Origin of the sequence: Amycolatopsis sp. WAC 04197, assembly GCF_003947475.1 — a bacterium.
In the GTDB taxonomy this organism is placed as follows: domain Bacteria; phylum Actinomycetota; class Actinomycetes; order Mycobacteriales; family Pseudonocardiaceae; genus Amycolatopsis; species Amycolatopsis japonica.
Genome location: NZ_QHJK01000009.1, coordinates 361,471 through 380,904 on the forward strand (window position 1 = coordinate 361,471; position 19,434 = coordinate 380,904).

Genomic DNA, 19,434 nt, shown 5'->3' on the forward strand with positions numbered 1-19,434 from the left:
TGAAGAGGTGGTTGAAAGTGTGAGCGCGGCCGAAGGCGGCGACGTCAAGCATTCAGAGCGGCTCTATGTCCCGTGGTGGGGCTGGCCGTTGCCGCTGCTGGGCGGCGGGCTGCTGGCGGCGGAGATCGACATGGGCTATCCCGGGCTCCGCGGATGGCTGCCGTACGTGGTGCTGATCCCCGCGGTGATCGCGCTGATGATCTCGCTCGGCCGGTCCCGCGTCCGGGTGACCGGTGGCGCCGAGCCGGAGCTGTGGCTGCGCGACGCGCACCTGCCGCTCAAGTTCGTCGGCGACGTCGACGTCATCGACAAGGAAGCCAAGCGCAAGGCACTCGGCCGCGACGCCGATCCGGCGGCGTTCGTGCTGCACCGGGGCTGGGTCGGCCCGGTCGTGCGGGTCTGGCTCACCGACCCCGACGACCCGACGCCGTACTGGCTGTTCAGCACCCGGCATCCGGAGAAGGTGGCCGCGCTGCTCCGCCAGACCGCCTCGAAGTCCTAGAACAGGAAAGGGGGCCGACCATCCGGTCGGCCCCCTTTGTTCCTGTTTCAGACCCCGAAACCCCCTGTCGCGCCGTCCCCTGTGCCCGTAGGCTCAGGCGCAGTCGCGGCAGATGAGCCGTCCGCCACTCTCTTCCGCCAGCCTGCTGCGGTGGTGCACCAGGAAGCAGACGGAGCAGGTGAACTCGTCGGCCTGCTTGGGCACGACCTTGACGGTCAGGTCCTCCCCGGAAAGTCCGGAGAGGTCCGCGCCCGGCAGCTCGAAGTTCTCGGCGGTCGCGTCCTCGTCGACGTCCACGACGCCGGACTGGTTTTCGTTACGCCTTGCCTTCAGCTCTTCCAACGAGTCTTCGGCCAGCTCGTCGGCTTCGCTGCGGCGCGGAGCGTCGTAGTCGGTCGCCATTAGTCCCTCACCCCTGCGATGCTTTCGATGTCAGATGGCCCGGACCCGCGAGCGCGCGGCTCGTGAGTCCTTCGTGCCGCTGGTTAACGTCCCAGCGCCCCTGTTTGTGCCCGGCTGGGCAGTGAGCGAGGTCTCTCTTTTGCGCCTCTTACTGCCGCCTGAGCCCGCGAAGGGTAGCTCACGTCGATACCGGCTCTGCAACGAGTCAGACATTGCTGCGATTACGTCACCCAACAGGGGGAACCCTGCTGTCAAGACGCCTGTCGTCCGAATGGGTTGCCCCCGCGTCGGGTACCTCACCCCTTGGGCCCGGCTGCTTGCCCGGAGTGGCCATCGCGTGGTGCTATCCGGAGGCCCGCGCCGATCACCCGCGCCGCAACGCATAGGCTGATCGGACACGATGGTGAGTTGAAGCACCGTCCGGGGATCCGGGCTTTGGGGAAGGGACTGGCAGGTGGCGTCGGGGAACGGCATCGGGGACCGCGGGGCGAGGCCGTATCGCAAGCACAATCCGCTGCCCGCGCTCATCGTCATCGGGGTGATGGCGCTCGGCGCGGTGATCGTCTGGGTGAACGTCGTCGCGAGCAAATCCGACATCGACGCCAGGGTCCGCTGCGATCCGCCGCCCGTGCCGCAGCAGGGTGTCACCTACACGCCGCTGGCCCACAACGGTCTCGACGACCGCGCGCCGGTCCCGCCGGACAAGGTCGCCGTCCAGGTGCTCAACGGTTCGCAGGTGCGCGGCCAGGGCGGCATCGTCACCAGCACGCTCCGGGAACTCGGTTTCTCGCAGATCGTCGAGCCGGACGTCGACCCGGCCTACAAGAACGCGGAAGCCAAATGTCGCGGCCAGATCCGCTTCGGTGAGAACGGCGCCGCCGCGGCCCGCACGCTGAGCCTGGTGGTCCCGTGCGCCGAACTGGTCAAGGACAACCGCAAGGACGCTTCCGTCACGCTCACCACCGGCACCCTGCTCGGCGACATCCGCCCGAAGGCGGAGGCGCGCCAGGTCCTCGACCAGCTCACGAAATGGTCGAAGGCGCAGCAGGGCAGCGGTGGCGGTGAGCAGTCCGCGGGCGGCGGTGCCCCGGTGATCGACCAGGCGCTGCTGAAGGCCGCCCGCGAAGCCCCCTGCTGAGGCTCTCGCTCGCTCAAATGTCATGAACGACCCTTTCCTGACGTTTTTCGTCAGGAAAGGGTCGTTCATGACATTTGGCGGGCCCCTCAGATCGTGCCCACGCCCGAGTCGATGAGCGCCTCACGCAACGGCGCCGCGATCGACGGCGCCACCGCGAACGTCGCGTCCGGCCCCAGCTCGTCGTCCTCCCCCGGCAACGACACCCGAGCGCCCGCCTCGGCCGCGATGAGCGCGCCGGCGGCCCAGTCCCAGTGCCCGAGGCCGTGTTCGACGTAGGCGTCCAGCCAGCCCGCCGCGACGGCGCACAGGTCGAGCGAGGCGGCCCCGTTGCGCCGGACGTCCCGCACCCGCGTCGCCAGTTCCGCGACGAACCTGGCCTGCTTCGTCCGCCGTTCCACCTTGTAGGCGAATCCGGTGCCGACGAGCGTCAAGTCCAGCCGGGAAGGGGCGTTGACCGACAGCGGCCGCCCGTCGAGGAACGCGCCCTGCCCCCGCGCGGCGGTCCAGCGGCGCCCGCTGACCGGTTCGACGACGGCGCCCGCCACCGACACCCCGCCGACCTGCGCGGCCACGGACACGGCGAACCAGGGCAGCCCGTAGAGGAAGTTCACCGTCCCGTCGATCGGGTCGACCACCCACGTCACGCCGTCACCGGCGATACCGCCGCCCTCCTCGCCGAGCACGGCGTCGTCCGGGCGCAGTTCGGCGAGCCTGGCGCGCACCAGCCGTTCCGACTCGTGGTCCACGGCGGTCACCACGTCGGTGTCGGCGGATTTGGTGTCCACGCGCACCTCGCGGCCCGCGTTCATCCCGGTCCAGGCCTCGTGGACCAGTTCGGCGGCCTCGCCCGCGACACGCTCGGCGACACCCTTCAGCAACGTCTCGTCAACTCCCACGTCCGCCATGTCACCACATCCGGTTAAAGTCTCCGAGGCAGGCTTCTGAATCGTGCGAGAAGGGACCACGTCCGTGGTGGAGGCGACCCGAGGGTTCGGTATCGACATCGGCGGCAGCGGGATCAAGGGCGCGCTGGTGGACTTGGCGCAGGGACAGCTGATCGGCGACCGGATCCGCATCGACACGCCGAAGCCCTCGACCCCGGAGGCGGTGGCGGACGTCGTCGCCGAGATCACCGGCCAGGCGGGCTGGGACGGCCCGGTGGGGGTCACGCTGCCCGCGGTGGTCAAGAAGGGCGTCGCGCACACCGCGGCCAACATCGACCGCAAGTGGATCGGCACCGACGCCGACGCCCTGTTCGCCAAGCGGCTCGGCCGCGGCGTGGACGACATCGCGATGCTCAACGACGCGGACGCCGCCGGCATGGCCGAGATCCGCTGGGGCGACCCCGTGGCCCGGCGCGGCGTGACGGCGCTGCTGACCTTCGGCACCGGCATCGGCAGCGCGGTCTTCCAGGACGGCAAGCTCGTGCCCAACACCGAGTTCGGCCACATCGAGGTCGACGGCTTCGACGCGGAGAAGAAGGCCGCAGCGTCGGTGAAGGACAACGAGGAACTGTCGTATCCCGAATGGGCGGAACGGGTGAACAGGTATCTCTCCGTGCTGGAAAACCTGATCTGGCCGGATCTGTTCATCGTCGGCGGCGGGGTCAGCAAGAAGTCGCACAAATGGGTCCCGCTGCTGGACATCCGCACGCCGGTCATCGTCGCGTCGTTGCAGAACAACGCGGGCATCGTCGGCGCCGCGGCCGCCGCGGCGGAGGGCATCGAGCACTGACCCGACCGCGCTGACATCCACCCCGCGGATGTCACTTCGGCGCGTCGCACGGCGTGTCGCGCCCGCCGGTCGGTGGTCCGCGCCGCGACGCTGTCACGTATCGTCGTTACAATGGAACACGGCCCCCGGCGGCGGCACTCACGAGAACGAGGGAAACCGCAGGCCGAGGGGTGTTCCCCGAAGTTTGAGGCAGCCGAGACCATCACGCCTCGGCTCGTCATGATCGACCGCTGCGAAAGGGCGTAAGTGGCAGCCGCAAGAACCGCAACCCGAAGCGGGACGAAGACAGCGACCGCAGCCGGCGAGCCGGCCGACGAGGCAGCCACCGACGCGGCGAAGCCCGCGGCGCGCAAGACCGCCGCCAAGGCGGCCGGCGCGAAGAAGGCCCCGGCGAAGAAGGCTCCGGCCAAGAAACCCAGCACCAAGAGTGCGAAGACCGAAGACGGCGACCCGGAAGACGGTCCCGGCGACCTCGACGAGGCCGACCTCGAGACCCCGGATCTGTCCGACCTCGAAGAGGTCGAGGTGGATGTCGTCGACGCTTCCGTCACCGAGGAGACGGACGAGGACGCGGAATCCGAGGAGGACGTCGAAGAGACGCCCGCCCGCGGGCGCCGCACGTCGACCGACAAGAACGCCGGCAAGTCTTCCGACAACCCGGACTTCGTCTGGGACGAGGAAGAGTCCGAGGCGCTGCGCCAGGCCCGCAAGGACGCCGAGCTCACCGCTTCGGCCGACTCGGTCCGCGCGTACCTCAAGCAGATCGGCAAGGTCGCCCTGCTGAACGCCGAGGAGGAGGTGGAGCTCGCCAAGCGCATCGAGGCCGGGCTCTACGCCGCCGAGCGCGTCCGCAACGCCGAGGAGGAGGGCGAGAAGCTCGTCACCCAGATGCGGCGCGACCTCAAGTGGATCGTGCGCGACGGTGAGCGGGCGAAGAACCACCTCCTGGAGGCGAACCTCCGGCTCGTGGTCTCGCTGGCCAAGCGCTACACCGGCCGTGGCATGGCGTTCCTGGACCTGATCCAGGAGGGCAACCTCGGTCTGATCCGCGCGGTCGAGAAGTTCGACTACACCAAGGGCTACAAGTTCTCCACGTACGCCACCTGGTGGATCCGTCAGGCGATCACCCGCGCGATGGCCGACCAGGCCCGCACCATCCGTATCCCGGTGCACATGGTCGAGGTCATCAACAAGCTCGGCCGCATACAGCGTGAACTGCTGCAGGACCTCGGTCGCGAGCCCACCCCCGAAGAGCTCGCGAAGGAAATGGACATCTCCCCGGAGAAGGTCCTCGAGATCCAGCAGTACGCCCGCGAGCCGATCTCGCTCGACCAGACCATCGGCGACGAGGGCGACTCGCAGCTCGGTGACTTCATCGAAGACTCCGAGGCCGTCGTCGCGGTCGACGCGGTGTCGTTCACGCTGCTGCAGGACCAGCTCCAGTCGGTGCTGCAGACCCTGTCCGAACGTGAGGCGGGAGTGGTGCGGCTGCGGTTCGGCCTCACCGACGGCCAGCCACGCACGCTCGACGAGATCGGCCAGGTGTACGGGGTGACCCGTGAGCGCATCCGGCAGATCGAGTCGAAGACGATGTCGAAGCTGCGTCACCCGTCGCGTTCGCAGGTGCTGCGCGACTACCTGGACTGAGCCCAGGGTTCACGGAAGACCCCGTCACCGTTTCGGTGGCGGGGTTTTTCGCGTCCGGTGTCGAATCGCGGTCCGCCCGTTCGACGCGTGGGTATGACGAAACCTCACGCCACCAAGAACCTCGACCGCTACGGAGCCGCGGAACTCCCCTGGAGCCGCGCGCGGGACGTCCTCGCCGAGGACACCCCGACCGCCGACCTGACCTTCTTCGTGACCACCGTGCGTCCCGACGGGCGTCCGCATTCGGCGGGCGTCGGCGCCGTCTGGGTGGACGACGTCCTGTACTTCAAAGGCGGGCCGGGCACCCGCCGGTCCCGCAACCTGGCCGCGAACCCGGCGTGCGCCGTTTCGGTGCGGCTGCGGGGAATCGACCTCACGATGGAGGGCGAGGCGCACCGGGTCACCGATCCGGCGACGCTGGAACGGGTCGCGGCGGTCTACCGGACGGGCGGCTGGCCCGCGACGGTGGAGGGCGACGCGCTCACCGCTCCGTTCAGCGCGCCCAGCGCGGGCGCCCCGCCCTGGTATCTGTACCGCCTGGCCCTGCGCCGGGCGATCGGCGTGGCGGGCGCCGAACCCCATGGCGCCACGCGCTGGGACTTCACCCCGTGAGGTCCGGGCTCAGGACCGGCCGGTCAAGGTGGTCCACGGGACGTGGACGGTCACCCGCTCCCGCAACTGTTCGTTCATCAGCCACAGCTCCCCCGTCGCCGGCCAGTACGACAGGTTCTGCGAGTTCACCGGCGCCCGTCCGCTCAGCCGCGACGTCGAGGTGCCGCCGACCCCGCCGTGCAGGCACGAAGGATGGTCGCCCGCCACCCCGGCGTACTCGGGGCACACACCGGTCAGCACGAAATATCCGTTGCGCGCCACCGCTCCCTGCATGCCCCACACCGGTGACACGAAGCCTTCCTTCGCGTGCACGGTGCCGTCGGCGGACACCTGGGGCAGCCCGGTCACGCGGTCGAACGGCCACCGCAGCACCCGGCCGCCCGCCGCGTTCGGGATGTGCTCCGCGGTCACGATCGAGCCGTCGCTGTGGTCGAACGACATCGTCGCGAGACAGGGCCGGGTCCCGGGCGCGTTGGTGCAGGCACCGCCGCCGGGGTACCAGTAGGCGCCGATCTGCGGCATCGCGTAGTCGTAGAACGCCGCGTGGTACTTGCCGTCCGGACCCTTGCCGACGACGCCGGAGCTGTCGTCGACCTTCCAGAAGTGCGTGGTGTCGAAGACCCGCACCACACCCCCGGTGGTCGCGACGAACAGCCGGTTCCCGATCCAGGTCATCCCGTGACCGTGTCCTTGCACGACGGCGAAGTTGTCGTTCGACGTCGGTTCGACGAGCAGCACGTGCCGATAGCCCAGCCCAGTCGCGTCCACAAAGGACAGACGAACCATGGTGTCGCCGGGCGTGTGCCACGACGTCGCCACCACCCGTTTGCCGCCGACCTTCCCGGTCGCCGCGTCGGCGTCGCCGGAACCGGTCAGCCCCTGCGGGATCCAGTCGTTGGTCTTGTCGTCGTTGGCGTCTTCCCAGCAGAATCCCGCCGGGTTCAGCGCCGTCGCGAGATACGTGGCGTGGCACAGCGGCCGCGCCTTCCGGTTCGCCGACGACAGGATCTCCGGCAGCCCGCGGGCCGGGAGGTGGTTCTCCAGCGCGGCGATCCGGGCGCCGTAGGTGCCGAAACTCGAACCGGAGGTCCAGCGGAAACCGTCGACCGTGGCCGCGTCCATCTTCGGGAAGGCGGCCGCGGCGGAGGCCACGCCCGGGATGAACGCGAACACCAGCAGGAGTGAAGCGAGAAGTCCCAGCCTCTTCATGCCCGCGAGCCTTCCGGCCGCGCGCATACTTTCGATACAAACCCGCGTCAGGACACGGAAAGCCCGCGCTCGGCCAGGGATTCCTCGACGCGCAGCCGTTCGATCTCCCGGTCGAAGCCCTCCGGCAGTTCGGCCAGCCGGTGCTCGACCTCGACCTCCCGGCAGGCCTGGACGAGCAGCGCGTCGTACGCCTGCCTGGTGCCGTACCGGCGGACGGCGGAGGCGCCGGACGGAAGCTCCGCGAGCAGCCGGTGCACCCGGCGGAGATCGGCGGCGAGTTTCTCGATGGGCGGCCCGGCCGGGAGTTCCGGTCGGCGGCGGCCGCGCCACCACCGCAGCCCGGCCGGCACTTTCAGCGCGCACCAGAAAAGAACCGAAGGCGCCACGGCGACCACGGCGTACAGCGCGACAGGCCCGATGGCCATGACTCATGGTAATCCCGCGCGGAGCGCCGGAGAATCCGCGAATCCGGGCTATATTCGCGACTGTGCTGACCGAGGGCTACCGCTACCCGGACACCGGCGACCACGTCACCGGTGTGTTCATCCGACGGCACGAGCCCTACGACGGCTACTGGACGGCCAGCGAGGACCGCGCGCTCGGGAAGGTCGCCGAACGGCTCACCGAGATCCTCGCTCCACGCGAACGGGTGAGGGCGCTCGATGCCGGGTGCGGCGAAGGCCGCCTGCTCCCCTGGCTCGCCCGGTTCTCCGCCGACGTCACCGCCGCGGATCCCGACCCGGACAGGCTGGCCAAGGCACGCGAGACCGTCGTCGAGGACACCGAGTTCTCCTTCGCCGTCTCGCCGATCACCGGTTTGGACGGCGGCCCGTACGACCTCGTGCTGTGCAGTCACGTCATCCAGCACGTGCCGACGCCGGACGTCGCACCGATCCTGCGGCGGCTGGCCGGGATCACCGCGCCCGGCGGCGTGCTGGTGCTCGCGTACAGCCGGTCACCGATCGGGCAAGGCGCGTTCAGCCTCGACAGCGTCGAAGCGGGCGACGAAGTCCGCTCACGCCGGGTATCGCGCGAAGAGTTCGACCAAGCGCTGCACGACGGCGGCCCGGCGCTCCCGGTGCGCTACCTGGATCCGGCGGAGATCGCCGCCGACGCGGCCGAAGCGGGCTGGCACACCGAGTGGGAGTGGACGTACCACGTCCTCGACGATCTCGGCCCGGCCGACGAGCACATCGACCGCGACGAACTCGTCAACGCCTCCGGCCCGCTGCGCCGCCATCTCGGCCGGGACCTGATCACGGTGCTGCGCCGCCGATGACCGCGGTGCTCCTCACCTTCGCGTGGGCGGTCCCGCTGTCGGAGCGGGAGGCCAGGAAGGTGCTGGACGGCGGACGGGACCGCGGCCTGCTGGCCCACCTCGACGGGAAACTCGGCGACGAGTGGACGGCCGCGGAGAATTTCCTGGCCAGTTACACGACACCGCCGCGAAGACGGGTGCTGCGCAAACGCACGCTCGCGATCCGCGTCGGCGAGACCGGCCCGCCGTGTGAACTCGTCGTCACCTGGCATCCCGCCTATCACGCGATGACGCTGGTCCTCGCCACCACGATCACCGGAGCGGCGGCGGACGGGCCCGCCGCCGAGTTCGACCTCGCCATCGCGATCCTGCAAAGCCTTCAGGGCCGGGAGACGTCGAGCGGGGAGAAAGGGCTCCACGGCCGCTACGGCGAGAAGACGTTCCCCTCACTCCTCAAGGCCGTCACCCACGTCTTCGAGGACCTGACCAAGGGTTGCGGCCTCACCGAAGGGCTCGGCCGCAAGGGCTGGTGCGTCGAACTGCGGTCCCACGACGGGCATCCGCCCGCCCAGCGGGTCGCCGCCGATCCCCGGCCGTTCTACGGGATGGCGACCAGCGACGAGGGCTGGCGGTTCGTGCCCCGCGAGGTCGCCAGGGACGCGCTCGGCCCGTCGTGGGGCACGCGGTCCTTCGTCGCCGCGTACACGATGGCGGGCGGGATCGTCTGCCTCAACAGCAAGGATTCCGAGTACGTCGAGCACCAGGCCGAGCTGATGCGCGGCCCGTTCGGCGACGCCGATCCGTACTTCGGCATCGACAGCGAGATCGGCGGGCTCGACCACGGGATGCTCTTCATCCTCGAACGGGTCCTCATCCGGATGGCGCTGGCCGACCAGTGGCTGGCGTCGATGAAGCAGACCGGGAGCCGCACCCGGCTGTTGCGCGGCTCGCTCGACGACATCCTCGAAATGCTGCATTCGGTGCTGCCGCCGGAGATCGATTCGCTGGAGCGCCGGCTGGTCACCAGCATGGGCGTGGAACGGATCATCGCCCAGCTCGACCGCCAGGCCGAGGCGATGGACGAGGAGACCAGGTACGCCTACGAGAACACGGTGAGCGCGCGGGTCACGCGGCTCACCGTGGTGACCGTCGTGCTGACGGTCGTCACCATCGTCCTCGGGGTCCTGCAGGTGCTCGTCTCACTCTGACCGGCGCCCCTTGCGGGCGCGTTCGGCGAACAGCACCCCCACGCCCGCGGCCACCATCAGCGCGCTCGCCACCACGTGCATCCCCGGCGGGAGAAGGTGGAGCTGGACGAACCAGCTCGGGTTCGTGCTCCCCAGCAACCGGTTGATCAGCCCACCACCACCCTGCACCAGCAGCAGGATCCCCAGCAGTTCGATCATCGTCGTGCCCCTTCCCCGACCCGGTCCTTGGGTGAGAGCTCCTGCCACAGCGGCCCGGTGGCGAACCAGATGGCGGTCAAGACCCCCAGCCTCGGCAGCCAGCCCCACAACGGGTCGACCTGTGCGGTGCCGCCGACCATGGCGATCAGCAGGAGCAGCACCCCGGCGGCCAGCCCGCAGGCCAGCACGCATTTGAACCAGTCACGCCATTCGGCGCGCAGCTTGTCCCGGCCCCTCGGCTTGGGCGGCGGTGGCGGCCCGCCCGCGAACCGGTGCGCGAACCGCACGTCGGCCCATTTGATCATCGAATGCCCGAACACCACGCTGAAGCCCAGGTACACGGCGGCGAGGCCGTGCACGAAGTTCGCCGTGGCCCCGTTGCGCAGGTCGATGACCGTCGCGACCAGCACGACGACGTCGATCACCGGGGTCAGGAGCAGCAACGCGACGCCGGTGCGCTTGAGCTTGAGCGGATAACGGGCCACGAGGCCGGCGAGGATGGCGACCCAGAAACCGATCTCCCCGCCGGCGATCACGGCCGCCATCGGGTTTTCCTCGATGAAGTCCCAGATCCTGTTCACGAGCCGAGTCTGTCTCGCGAGCGGGCGAGGCCGCGTCGGCGAACGGCACGAGATCATCGTCATCAGTTAGTAGGACCCCGCGGCGGGTGCCGGTGTGCTGGGATGGAACGGTGCCCACGTTCGTTCCGCGCCTGAACCATCTCGCCGAATGGAAACAGGACCTCGTCATCGCCTTCGGCACCTGGGTCCTGGGCGTGCTGGTCTATCTCAGCGGGATGCACGTGTTGCTCAACGGCAAGGACGACACGCCGCTGTGGATCCGGCTGACCGAGCTGACCGTGTTGTGCCTCCTGCAGGTGCTGCGCCGCAAGGTCCCTTTAGGACTGTTGTGCGGGCTCGCCGTCCTCGGCGTGGACATCGCGTTCGGTCCCTCGCTGCCGATCTTCGTCATCTTCACCGACTTCCTCTACGCGACGACGCTGTACGGCTCACGACGGGTCAGCCGGGTGATGATCGGTGTCGCCGCGGTCGGGACGCTCGCCGCGGTCTGCCTGGCGCTCCTCTTCTCCGCGCAGTGGCGGACGGCGATCCTCGTCGCGTTCGCGTTCCTGCCGTTCCTGGTCACCCCGGTGTGGTGGGCGGCCAACGTCCGTCAGCAGCGGGACATCGCCCACAACGAGCGGGCGAACGCGGTCCAGCTGGCCACGATCGGCGAATTGGACCGGAAGGCCGCCGTGGCGGGTGAACGGTCGAAGATGGCGCGGGATCTGCACGACGTCATCGCCGGGCATCTCTCGGCGATCGCGATCCAGTCCGAAGCCGCGCTGTCGATGGCCACCGCCGACCCGAAGCTGTCCAGGAAGGTGCTGGAATCGGTGCGGGAGAACAGTGTCAGCGCGCTGGAGGAGATGCGCGCGATGATCGGGCTGCTGCGCGCGGACACCGAGATCGAGCCGACCGCGCCCGCCCGGCTGGCCGAACTGTCCAAACTGGTCGAATCGGCGCGGGCGAGCGGACTGGCGGTCGAACTCGGTGCCGTGCCGGACCGGTCCGCCGACCTGCCCGCCGCGGTCGACCTGACCGCGTACCGGATCGCGCAGGAAGCGCTGACCAACGCGATGAAACACGCTCCCGGCGGGAGGGCCGTCCTCGACATCCGGTCGAGCGGCGGCATACTCACCGTCGAGGTGCGCAATGATCTTCAGCCGGGCCGCCCCGGCGACGGCGGGACCGGCCTCGGCCTGCTGAACATGCGGGAACGCGCCGCCGCGGTGGGCGGCACCTTCACCGCCGGGCCGTCCGGCGGCCGCTGGCTGGTCCGCGCCGAACTGCCTCTGGAGGGGTCTTGAGCGACGGGAACATCAGGGTGCTGGTCGCCGACGACCACGGCGCGATCCGTGCCGGGCTGATGATGATCCTCGGCAACGCCGACGGTATCGAGGTGGTCGGCGAGGCCGCGGACGGCGCCATCGCCGTCCGCCAGGCGAAGGCGCTGAAGCCGGACGTCGTGCTGATGGACGTGCGGATGCCCGGCGTCGACGGCATCGCGGCCACGCGGGAGCTGACCGCGGAGGGGCTGTGCGAGGTCCTCGTGCTCACCACCTTCGATCTCGACGAGTACGTCCACGCCGCGTTGCGGGCGGGCGCGGCCGGGTTCCTGCTGAAGTCGGTGGAGGCGTCGCGGCTGATCGAGGCGGTGAAGCTGGTCGCGGCGGGCGAAGGCGTGCTCGCGCCGCAGGTCACGCGGAAGCTGATCGCCGCCTTCGCCGCGGGGACCCGTGAACCCTCCGTCGTCCCCGCGGGGCTCGAAGACCTGACCGAACGCGAGCGCGAAGTGCTGGCGTGCCTGGGCGGCGGCCTGTCCAACGCGCAGATCGGCACGCGGCTGCACATCGGCGAGACGACGGTGAAGACGCACGTCTCCCGGGTGCTGACGAAACTGGGGCTGCGGTCACGCGTGCAGGCGGCGATCCTGGCGCAGGAGAACGGCGTCGTGCTGGAGGGGTGAACTCCCGCCACGACTGTCGCGCGTGGGCTGAAGGCTCCCTTCACCGCGTCTGATGCGGCGAAAGCTCCCTTCGCCTCCCTACTGGTCGGACTTGGGCACACAGACCGCGGCGTGAGCGAAGGCGTAACTCGCGTGATCAGAGACGTGACTCGCGTGACTGGACGCCGCACTCGGGTGTTCCGCCGCTGATCACGCGAGTTACGTGCCTGATCACGTGAGTGCGGCCACTCACGACCAGCTGTACCGATCCCACCGATCTGCGAGGTGGACGGCGATCTTCTAGCGTGACCCTTCATGCGGCGAACTCTGGACGTGGACGAGGTCCTGAAACGGCAGGATTCCGGTGAGCTGAAACGCCGCCTGCACGGGCGCGACCTGATCGGCTTCGGGGTCGGCATCATCATCGGCACCGGCATCTTCACCCTCGCCGGGGTCGAGGCGAAGACCCACGCGGGCCCGTCGGTCACGCTGTCGTTCGTGCTCGGCGCCGTCGTGGCCGGGATGGCCGCTCTCTGTTACGCCGAACTCGCCTCCAGCGTGCCGACGGCCGGAAGCGCCTACACCTACGCCTTCGCCACCCTCGGCGAGACCTTCGCCTGGATCATCGGCTGGGACCTGCTGCTCGAGTTCGCCCTCGGTGCGGCCGTCGTGTCCCGCGGCTGGTCCGGCTATCTCGCGAATCTGATGGGGCTCTCCCCCGACTGGTTCGGCGAAGACGCGAAGGTCAACATAGGCGCGGTCGTGATCATCGCCGTGCTGACCGTGATCGCCGTCCTCGGGATCAAGGAGTCGGCGCGGGTGACGAATCTGCTCGTGCTGGTCAAGGTCGCGGTGTGCGTGCTGATCCTCGCGGTCGGCGTGTTCTACATCCGCGGCGAGAACCTCACCCCGTTCATCCCGGCCGCGCAGCCGCCGACGGAAACCGCCGGAACCCTGCACCAGCCGATCGTGCAAGCCGCGCTCGGGCTCGAACAGTCCGTCTACGGCATCGCCGGGATGGTGACCGCCGCGGCCGTCGTCTTCTTCGCGTACACCGGTTTCGAGGCGCTCGCCAACCTCGGCGAGGAGACCGTGAACCCGAAACGCGATCTGCGGGTCGGCATCCTCGGCGCGCTCGGCGTCTGCGCGCTGCTCTACATCGGGGTCTCGCTGGTGCTGACCGGGATGGTGCCGTTCGCCGAGATCGACGCGGGCGCCCCGCTCGCCGACGCCTTCGACCGCGTCGGGCAGCACTGGGTGGGCGCGCTGATCTCGCTCGGCGCGGTCACCGGGCTGACGTCGGTGATGATGGTGGAACTGGTGACGATCGGCCGGATCGGTTTCGCGATGGGCCGCGACGGCCTGCTGCCGAAGAAGTTCGGCACGGCGCATCCGCGCTGGGGCACCCCGCACCGGATGACCATCGCCGGCGCGGTGCTGATCGCGGCGCTGGCCGCGTTCGTCCCGATCTCCGAACTCGCCGACATGGTCAGTATCGGCGCCCTTTCGGCGATGATCATCGTCGCGCTGGCCGTGCCGGTGCTGCGCAAACGGCGGCCGGACCTGGAACGTCCGTTCACCGTGCCGTTCTCGCCGTATCTGCCCATCGTGGCGGCGCTGGCGTGCTTCTACCTGATGCTGAACCTGGACGTGATGACGTGGCTGCGGTTCGCCGCGTGGCTGCTGCTCGGTCTGCTGATCTACGTCTTCTACGGGCGCAAGCATTCCCGCTTCGCGAAGGACGAGCTCAGCTCCACAGACCGGCCGTCGTGATCGCGGCGACGGCGGCCTCGGCGTCGCCGTCGTCCACCACGACCAGCATCCGCTTCAGCGCCGCGGCCACCCATTCCACCGGCTGGTCGTGCAAACCGTTGTCCCCCAAGGACGGGTATCCGTCCATGATGGACACGAGGGTGCCTTCGGCGCCGATCCGCATCCCGGCGGCCAGCACGTGATGCCCGCCGGGCGGGCGCCAGCGCGACGACCACAGCGGCGGGATACCGGTGTCGAGATAGTCGAGCAGCGCTCGCGCCGGGGTGTCGTGCGCGCCGAACTCGGCCGGGTCGACCTCCGCGATCAACGCGACCCTCGGCAGTCGCCACAGCGCCGCGAGGAGCATGAACAACGAGTGCGGCGCCCAGTCCCCGGTGGCGGGCACGGCGACGAGCCGTCCGCCCGACAGGGTCCCGATCGCCCGTGCCAGGCCTTCGTGGGTGGTGCCGGACAGGGCCGCGACCTCGTCCTGGCCCGCGACGTCGAAACCCGCCGCACGGAGGGCGGCCAGCGCCGTGAAGGGTCCGGCGAGCCCGTCCCGCTGCGGGAGTTCGGCCCGCGCGACGGCGACGAGGTGCTCACCCCCTGGCAGCCAGCGGCGATCGGACAGCCCCGTCCGGTCGCCGTCGATTCCGGACGACATCAGTCTTCGAACGTCCACGACTGCATGATGAACGGCCCGTCGTTCGACGCCCCGGCCGAGGTGTAGGTCGCCAGCGCGGCCTTGTTGTCCGTTTCGACCCCGACCCACATCCCCCGGCAGCCGCGCTCCCGCGCGATCCCGGCCAGCGCGTCGACGAGGTCGCGGCCGATCCCGCGCCGCTGGTAGTCCGGGCTGACGTCGAGTTCGTTGAGGAACATCTCGGTGCCCTTGTCCGGATGCGTCACCTCGGTGCCGGTGATCATCCCCGCGGGCTCGCCGTCCTCGTAGGCGATGAGGAGGTGGTTCTCCTCCCCCGCGAGGAACTTCTCGGACGCCTCACGGTGCGCGGGGCCGTCGAACAGGTGCTGAGCGGCGACGACCTCCTCGACGGTGACTGCCCGCCGGATCTCGGCCACGTGTCCTCCCGGTGCTGAAAGCGCCACAGACCGCTCAGTATCCCGCTCAGAGGGGCGCCGAGTCATCACGTTTCCCCGGGGAGCGCAGCGCGACCCCGGCGACGACGGCCAGCGTGCCGAGGGCCTCGGGCAGGGCCGGGACCTGGCGGAGCCAGAGGAAGCCGATGACACCCGCCGTGACCGGCAGCAACGCGAGCAGCAGCGCGAACCGCGCCTGCCCGGCCTTGCGCAGGACCACTTGGTCGAGCCCGTACGGCACGACGGTGGCGAGCACCCCCACTCCGACACCGAGCAGCACCAAACGTGGCGAACCCCACACTGCGCCGGTACCGAGCGCCAGCGGCGACAGCACCACGGTGCCGACCGCGAACCCGACGGCCAGCCCGTCGATCCCGTTCCCGCCGACCGCGACCCGCTTCCCGAGCAGGATGTAGCCCGCCCAGGCGGCCGCCGCGCCGAGGGCGAACAGCACGCCGAGCAGGCTGCCTTCGAGCCGGACGTCCGCGATGGCGACCACGCCGGCCACCACCAGCAGCAGCGCGAAGACGTCGCGACGGGTCCGCGAACCGAACGCGGCCACCACCACGGGCCCGGTGAACTCGAGGGCGACCGCGGTGCCCAGCGGCAGCCGCGCGATCGCCTCATAGAAGAGCACGTTCATCCCGGCGGTGACGACGCCGAAGGCGCCCGCGAGCAGGAACGTGCGGCCGGTCCACGCCGAGAGAGGTGGCCTGCGCCACGCGAGAAGGACCACCGCCGCCCCGAGACAGCGAAGCCAGGCCACCCCCGCGGGGGAGGCGACCGAAAAGAGACCTACGGCGACGGCCGCACCGGCGTACATCGAAATTCCGCTGAGAACGAACAAGATCGGCGACGGCACGCTCGGAAGACGGTTCCGGACGACTGCGATTCCCACCCCCGCATGGTGCCTGACGTGGGAAAAGACCCTTCGGCGGGGAGTCTTCTCCCACGTTGCGTGATTACGCTACGGCATCCGAGGTAATTACCAGTGACAAATGAGACACCCGCACGGGAACACTTGCGGGCCGCCAAACGTCTGGAAGAGTGGAAGCACGAACACGGCGGGGCCGGGAACGAACGTTGCCGGCATCAGTGCCGAAGTGGTCGTAGCTGGATCGATGGCACCGGGCCACCGGTGCCGGGACGGAGGGAGACTCCAATGACTTCACCGACGCTCACCCGCCCCGAACTGACCGCTGCCGACCGATGCGACCGGTGTGGAGCTGCAGCCCAGGTTCGAGCCATTCTCAGCACCGGTGGCGAGTTGCTCTTCTGTGGTCACCACGCCCGCGCACACGAGACGAAGCTCAAGGAAATGTCCGCGGACATTCAGCGGTAGCCCACCAGTCCACGACCACCGGCGGCCGGCTACTCCCCCAGGGGAGAGAGCCGGCCGCCCTGTTTTTTGCCTGCGGCCGCCCTGGTTTTCGCCTTCAAAAACATACAGACAGAATGTATGTTAGTTGGCATGACGACCAGCGACCTCCTCGGTGAAGCACATGTGGTGGATCTCGGCGACGCCCGCATCCGCTATCGCGACCGCGGCGAAGGGCCTCCCGTGGTCTTCGTGCACGGCCTGCTGACCAACGGCCTGCTCTGGCGCAAAGTGGCCCCCGCCGTCGCCGACGCCGGGTTCCGCTGCCTGACCCCGGACTGGCCACTGGGGTCGCACGAGATCCCGGTCCCCCACGCCGAGCTGAGCCCGCCCGGGGTCGCGGCGCTCATCGCGCGGTTCCTCGAAGCGCTCGACCTGACCGACGTCACCGTGGTCGCGAACGACACCGGCGGCGCGCTGACGCAACTGCTCATGACCACGAACCCGGAACGGGTGGGCCGGGTCGTGCTGACCCCGTCGGACTCCTTCGAGCGCTTCCTGCCGCCGTTGTTCGCGGGGCTGAGCCCGCTGGCGCGGATCCCCGGCGGCGTCGGGCTGGTGACCGCGGCGCTGCGCTGGCGGTGGCCGCTGAAGGCGACGGACTTCCTCTGGCTGGCCAAGCATCCGGTCCCGGACCACATCCTCGACGCGTACCTGCTGCCGAGCCGCCGGAGCGCGGAGATCCGCGACGATCTGCGCCGGTTCATGGCGAGCGTCGACAACCGGTACACCCTCACCGCCGCCGAGCGGCTGCCCGCGTTCACCAAGCCCGTGCTGCTGGCCTGGGCGCCGGAGGACCGGCATTTCCCGTTGTGGGTGGGCCGCAAGCTCGCCGGGGTCCTGCCGAACGCCGAACTGAAGACGATCGAGGATTCCTACACCTTCGTGCCGGAGGACCAGCCGGAGCGGCTGAGCGGCATGATGGTGGAATTCCTGCGTGCCCACGCCACGACGTAGCCAGACCGAACGCTCGCAGTCGACGCAGGCCGCGTTGATCACGGCGGCGCGGACGCTGTTCGCCGAACAGGGTTACGCCGCCGTGCCCGCCGACGAGATCGTCCGGGCGGCGGGTGTCACCCGCGGCGCGCTGTATCACCACTTCGGGGACAAACAAGGGCTGTTCCGTGCCGTGATCGAGCAGATCGAAACGGAGATCACCGAGGAGCTGAAGACCGTCCTGGGTGCCGCGGGCGACCCGTGGACGGGGGCGCTCGGGGTGCTGAGCCGGTTCCTGGACCTGTGCCTGCGGCCCGAGGTGGTGCGGATCGCGCTCACCGACGCCGTCTCCGTCCTCGGCTGGCAGGAATGGCGCGAACTGGAGAACCGGTACGGGCTGGGCATGATCACGGAGATCCTGGAGTCCGCCGCGGCGGACGGGCTGCTGATCGACGCGCCGATCCCGGAACTGGCGCAACTGGTGCTGAGCGCCTGCGCGGAGGCCGCGCTGATGATCGCGCACGCGGAAGACCGCGAAGCCGCGAAGGAGAAGGCCCTGGCCGCCCTGGTGGCCCTGCTGTCCGGCCTCGTGACACAACGCATTTAGTCCTCTGGATGCGGTCCTTGCGTGTGCAACTACCGCATCCAGAGGACTAAACGCGAGCTACACGGTGTCCAAAATCATCTCGAACGCCGCCTCAGCCGCCCCCAGCAGCTTCACGTCCGCCCCAAGCGCCGAACTCACGATCTGCGTCCCGCCGACGGCCCGGCTGACCAGGCTCCGCCGCCGGACCTCGGCCGCGACCGACTTCACGACCGAATCGGGCAGCACGGTGAGCAGATCGCCCAGCACCACCAGCTGGGGGCCGAGCAGGTTGACCACGTTCACCAGGCCCAGCGTCAGCCATTCCGCGAACTCCGACAGCCGTTCCTCGGCGGCGTGCGGATCCCGGCCCAGCTCGCGCAGCTCGAACAGGATCGCCCCGCGCGGGGTGTCCTCGGGCAGGTCGAGGGCGCGGCACAGCGCCGCCTCGCCGACCTCGGTCTCCCAGCAGCCGCTGGACCCGCAGTAGCAGGGACGGCCGCCCGGCCGGATCGCCATGTGCCCGATCTCGCCGACGTAGCCCGCGCCGCCGCGCAGCGACGAGCCGTCCGCGATGATCCCGCCCCCGACGCCGACGTCGGCGGAGACGTACACGGCGTCGGAGGAACCCCGCGCGGCGCCGCGCAGGTGTTCGGCGATGGCGCCTAGTTCGGCGTCGTTGCCGACCAGGATGGGGATGCGCAGCACACCGCCGAGCCGTTCCCCGAGCGCCACGTCGGTCCAGCGGAGGTTGGGGGCCTCGTGGACGTGCCCGTCGGCCCGGCGGACGACGCCGGGCACGGACACGCCCGCGGCGATCGGCTGTACGCCGAGGTCGCCCGCCAGCACGGTGGTCGACTCGATCACGTGCGTGATCACCTCGTCGGCCTCCCGCATCCGGCCGCGGAGGTTCCAGCTGTTGCGCCCGAGGATCTGGCCGCCGAACCCGACCAGCGCGATCGCCACGTGTTCGACCTGGAGATCGACCGCGAGCACCACCGCCGCGTGCGGCTGCGGCAGGACCAGGAGCGAGGGGCGGCCCGCCCCTCGTCCCGGCCTCGGGACCCGCTCCTCGACGACCCCCGCTTCCGCGAGGCCGTCGACGAGGGTCTTGATGGTGCTGCGGTTGAGCCCCAGCTCGGTGGCGAGGGTCGCCCTGGTGCTCGGGCCGCTGACGTGCAGCAACCGGAGCAAGGTCGTGCGGTTGTGCCTGCGCACCTCGTCTGGTCGTGCAACGGGTGTGCTGGTCACGGACTTCATCATTCCATGCG

The 19,434-nt window shown here is 69.8% G+C and carries 23 protein-coding genes; 13 read left to right on the top strand and 10 right to left on the bottom strand.

All coding sequences use genetic code 11. From position 1 onward, the window contains the following. Positions 1-7: 7 nt before the first annotated feature. A complete protein-coding gene (locus DMC64_RS31685; RefSeq protein WP_125736483.1) occupies positions 8-502 on the top strand; it encodes a DUF3093 domain-containing protein in 495 nt (164 codons plus the stop codon). 93 nt (positions 503-595) lie between these two features. On the opposite strand, the gene DMC64_RS31690 is transcribed toward DMC64_RS31685, so the two are convergent. Further along, complete coding sequence (locus DMC64_RS31690) at positions 596-904, bottom strand: DUF4193 domain-containing protein (protein WP_005164528.1); 309 nt, start codon at positions 902-904, stop codon at positions 596-598. A gap of 454 nt (positions 905-1,358) precedes the next feature. On the opposite strand from DMC64_RS31690, the gene cei reads away from it, so the two are divergent. After that, on the top strand, positions 1,359-2,042 hold the full coding sequence (cei, locus tag DMC64_RS31695) for an envelope integrity protein Cei (protein WP_037343732.1): 684 nt from the start codon (positions 1,359-1,361) through the stop codon (positions 2,040-2,042). Between the two features lie 86 nt (positions 2,043-2,128). Here the strand turns inward: cei and DMC64_RS31700 are convergent, their stop codons facing one another. After that, positions 2,129-2,947, bottom strand: a complete 819-nt coding sequence (locus DMC64_RS31700; protein WP_125736484.1) for an inositol monophosphatase family protein — start codon at positions 2,945-2,947, stop codon at positions 2,129-2,131. A gap of 67 nt (positions 2,948-3,014) precedes the next feature. Here DMC64_RS31700 and ppgK point away from each other — a divergent pair, with 67 nt between their 5' ends. From ppgK to DMC64_RS31715, 3 genes are all read left to right on the top strand, one after another. After that, the gene (gene ppgK / locus DMC64_RS31705) at positions 3,015-3,776 is read left to right on the top strand and encodes a polyphosphate--glucose phosphotransferase (RefSeq protein WP_037344485.1); all 762 of its coding nucleotides are present in this window, start codon (positions 3,015-3,017) and stop codon (positions 3,774-3,776) included. A gap of 246 nt (positions 3,777-4,022) precedes the next feature. Continuing rightward, positions 4,023-5,423 carry an RNA polymerase sigma factor gene (locus DMC64_RS31710; RefSeq protein ID WP_016332951.1) on the top strand — a complete coding sequence of 467 codons (1,401 nt, stop codon included), beginning with the start codon at positions 4,023-4,025 and terminating at the stop codon, positions 5,421-5,423. A gap of 93 nt (positions 5,424-5,516) precedes the next feature. Then, complete coding sequence (locus DMC64_RS31715; protein WP_073846887.1) at positions 5,517-6,035, top strand: pyridoxamine 5'-phosphate oxidase family protein; 519 nt, start codon at positions 5,517-5,519, stop codon at positions 6,033-6,035. A gap of 9 nt (positions 6,036-6,044) precedes the next feature. Here the strand turns inward: DMC64_RS31715 and DMC64_RS31720 are convergent, their stop codons facing one another. Both DMC64_RS31720 and DMC64_RS31725 read right to left on the bottom strand, forming a co-directional pair. Further along, the gene (locus DMC64_RS31720) at positions 6,045-7,244 is read right to left on the bottom strand and encodes a hypothetical protein (protein WP_233629887.1); all 1,200 of its coding nucleotides are present in this window, start codon (positions 7,242-7,244) and stop codon (positions 6,045-6,047) included. 47 nt (positions 7,245-7,291) lie between these two features. Next, a complete protein-coding gene (locus DMC64_RS31725) occupies positions 7,292-7,669 on the bottom strand; it encodes a hypothetical protein (protein ID WP_037343724.1) in 378 nt (125 codons plus the stop codon). Between the two features lie 62 nt (positions 7,670-7,731). On the opposite strand from DMC64_RS31725, the gene DMC64_RS31730 reads away from it, so the two are divergent. Both DMC64_RS31730 and DMC64_RS31735 read left to right on the top strand, forming a co-directional pair. Then, positions 7,732-8,523 (top strand): bifunctional 2-polyprenyl-6-hydroxyphenol methylase/3-demethylubiquinol 3-O-methyltransferase UbiG, encoded by a 792-nt coding sequence (locus DMC64_RS31730; RefSeq protein WP_125736486.1) that lies wholly within the window; start codon positions 7,732-7,734, stop codon positions 8,521-8,523. Next, positions 8,520-9,710, top strand: a complete 1,191-nt coding sequence (locus DMC64_RS31735; protein ID WP_125736487.1) for a hypothetical protein — start codon at positions 8,520-8,522, stop codon at positions 9,708-9,710. The genes DMC64_RS31730 and DMC64_RS31735 overlap by 4 nt, the downstream gene beginning before the upstream one ends. On the opposite strand, the gene DMC64_RS31740 is transcribed toward DMC64_RS31735, so the two are convergent. After that, positions 9,702-9,908, bottom strand: coding sequence for a hypothetical protein (locus DMC64_RS31740; RefSeq protein WP_073846882.1), 207 nt, complete (start codon positions 9,906-9,908; stop codon positions 9,702-9,704). The genes DMC64_RS31735 and DMC64_RS31740 overlap by 9 nt on opposite strands. Beyond that, complete coding sequence (locus DMC64_RS31745) at positions 9,905-10,489, bottom strand: hypothetical protein (protein ID WP_125736488.1); 585 nt, start codon at positions 10,487-10,489, stop codon at positions 9,905-9,907. Before DMC64_RS31745 ends, DMC64_RS31740 begins: the two co-directional genes overlap by 4 nt. 110 nt (positions 10,490-10,599) lie before the next feature. On the opposite strand from DMC64_RS31745, the gene DMC64_RS31750 reads away from it, so the two are divergent. From DMC64_RS31750 to DMC64_RS31760, 3 genes are all read left to right on the top strand, one after another. Continuing rightward, on the top strand, positions 10,600-11,778 hold the full coding sequence (locus DMC64_RS31750; protein WP_125736489.1) for a sensor histidine kinase: 1,179 nt from the start codon (positions 10,600-10,602) through the stop codon (positions 11,776-11,778). Then, complete coding sequence (locus tag DMC64_RS31755) at positions 11,775-12,437, top strand: response regulator transcription factor (RefSeq protein WP_037343712.1); 663 nt, start codon at positions 11,775-11,777, stop codon at positions 12,435-12,437. Before DMC64_RS31750 ends, DMC64_RS31755 begins: the two co-directional genes overlap by 4 nt. A 312-nt stretch (positions 12,438-12,749) precedes the next feature. Continuing rightward, entirely contained in the window at positions 12,750-14,189 is a 1,440-nt protein-coding gene (locus DMC64_RS31760; protein ID WP_125736612.1) for an APC family permease, read from the top strand. On the opposite strand, the gene DMC64_RS31765 is transcribed toward DMC64_RS31760, so the two are convergent. The 3 genes from DMC64_RS31765 to DMC64_RS31775 are packed head-to-tail and all read right to left on the bottom strand — an operon-like array spanning position 14,164 to position 16,089. Beyond that, on the bottom strand, positions 14,164-14,832 hold the full coding sequence (locus DMC64_RS31765; RefSeq protein ID WP_125736614.1) for a hypothetical protein: 669 nt from the start codon (positions 14,830-14,832) through the stop codon (positions 14,164-14,166). The two genes, DMC64_RS31760 and DMC64_RS31765, sit on opposite strands and share 26 nt — an antisense overlap. Beyond that, on the bottom strand, positions 14,832-15,248 hold the full coding sequence (locus tag DMC64_RS31770) for a GNAT family N-acetyltransferase (RefSeq protein WP_125736490.1): 417 nt from the start codon (positions 15,246-15,248) through the stop codon (positions 14,832-14,834). The genes DMC64_RS31765 and DMC64_RS31770 overlap by 1 nt, the downstream gene beginning before the upstream one ends. 46 nt (positions 15,249-15,294) lie before the next feature. Beyond that, the gene (locus DMC64_RS31775; RefSeq protein WP_125736615.1) at positions 15,295-16,089 is read right to left on the bottom strand and encodes a DMT family transporter; all 795 of its coding nucleotides are present in this window, start codon (positions 16,087-16,089) and stop codon (positions 15,295-15,297) included. A 339-nt stretch (positions 16,090-16,428) separates the two neighbouring features. On the opposite strand from DMC64_RS31775, the gene DMC64_RS43365 reads away from it, so the two are divergent. From DMC64_RS43365 to DMC64_RS31790, 3 genes are all read left to right on the top strand, one after another. Continuing rightward, positions 16,429-16,608 (top strand): hypothetical protein, encoded by a 180-nt coding sequence (locus DMC64_RS43365; RefSeq protein WP_016332937.1) that lies wholly within the window; start codon positions 16,429-16,431, stop codon positions 16,606-16,608. Between the two features lie 129 nt (positions 16,609-16,737). Then, positions 16,738-17,601 (top strand): alpha/beta fold hydrolase, encoded by an 864-nt coding sequence (locus tag DMC64_RS31785; protein ID WP_125736491.1) that lies wholly within the window; start codon positions 16,738-16,740, stop codon positions 17,599-17,601. Next, positions 17,582-18,187: a TetR/AcrR family transcriptional regulator gene (locus tag DMC64_RS31790; RefSeq protein WP_125736492.1), complete on the top strand. Its 606-nt coding sequence runs from the start codon at positions 17,582-17,584 to the stop codon at positions 18,185-18,187. Before DMC64_RS31785 ends, DMC64_RS31790 begins: the two co-directional genes overlap by 20 nt. A 57-nt stretch (positions 18,188-18,244) precedes the next feature. On the opposite strand, the gene DMC64_RS31795 is transcribed toward DMC64_RS31790, so the two are convergent. Continuing rightward, on the bottom strand, positions 18,245-19,426 hold the full coding sequence (locus DMC64_RS31795) for an ROK family transcriptional regulator (RefSeq protein ID WP_052120908.1): 1,182 nt from the start codon (positions 19,424-19,426) through the stop codon (positions 18,245-18,247). Between the last annotated feature and the right edge of the window lie 8 nt (positions 19,427-19,434).